The organism is Gilvimarinus sp. 1_MG-2023 (assembly GCF_030548285.1).
The window spans coordinates 1-235 of sequence record NZ_JAUOSC010001738.1; the positions used below are offsets into that span (position 1 = coordinate 1).

The 235-nt window shown below is 47.7% G+C and carries 1 protein-coding gene; it reads left to right on the plus strand.

What is annotated here, in order from left to right; translation table 11 throughout:
* A partial coding sequence (locus Q4563_RS22685; protein WP_303606158.1) for a hypothetical protein occupies positions 1-235 on the plus strand: 235 nt, incomplete at both ends.

Here is a 235-nt window from a genome sequence, read left to right on the forward strand (position 1 = left end):
ATCAGAATCTAGCTCGGGCCAAACATCCAGCACTGGCGGTAATGACGGTGGTGATGGCGGTCAGAATTCTAGAGATGGCGGCGATACTGGCGGTTCTTCTTCAGCATCTTCTGCGTCATCATCAAACACATCGAGTGATTGGGATACTGATGGTGACGGAGATTTCGATTCAGAGGATTACGATTATATAGATTCTGATGGCTGTTACATCGGTCATGACGGTACACGTTATTGC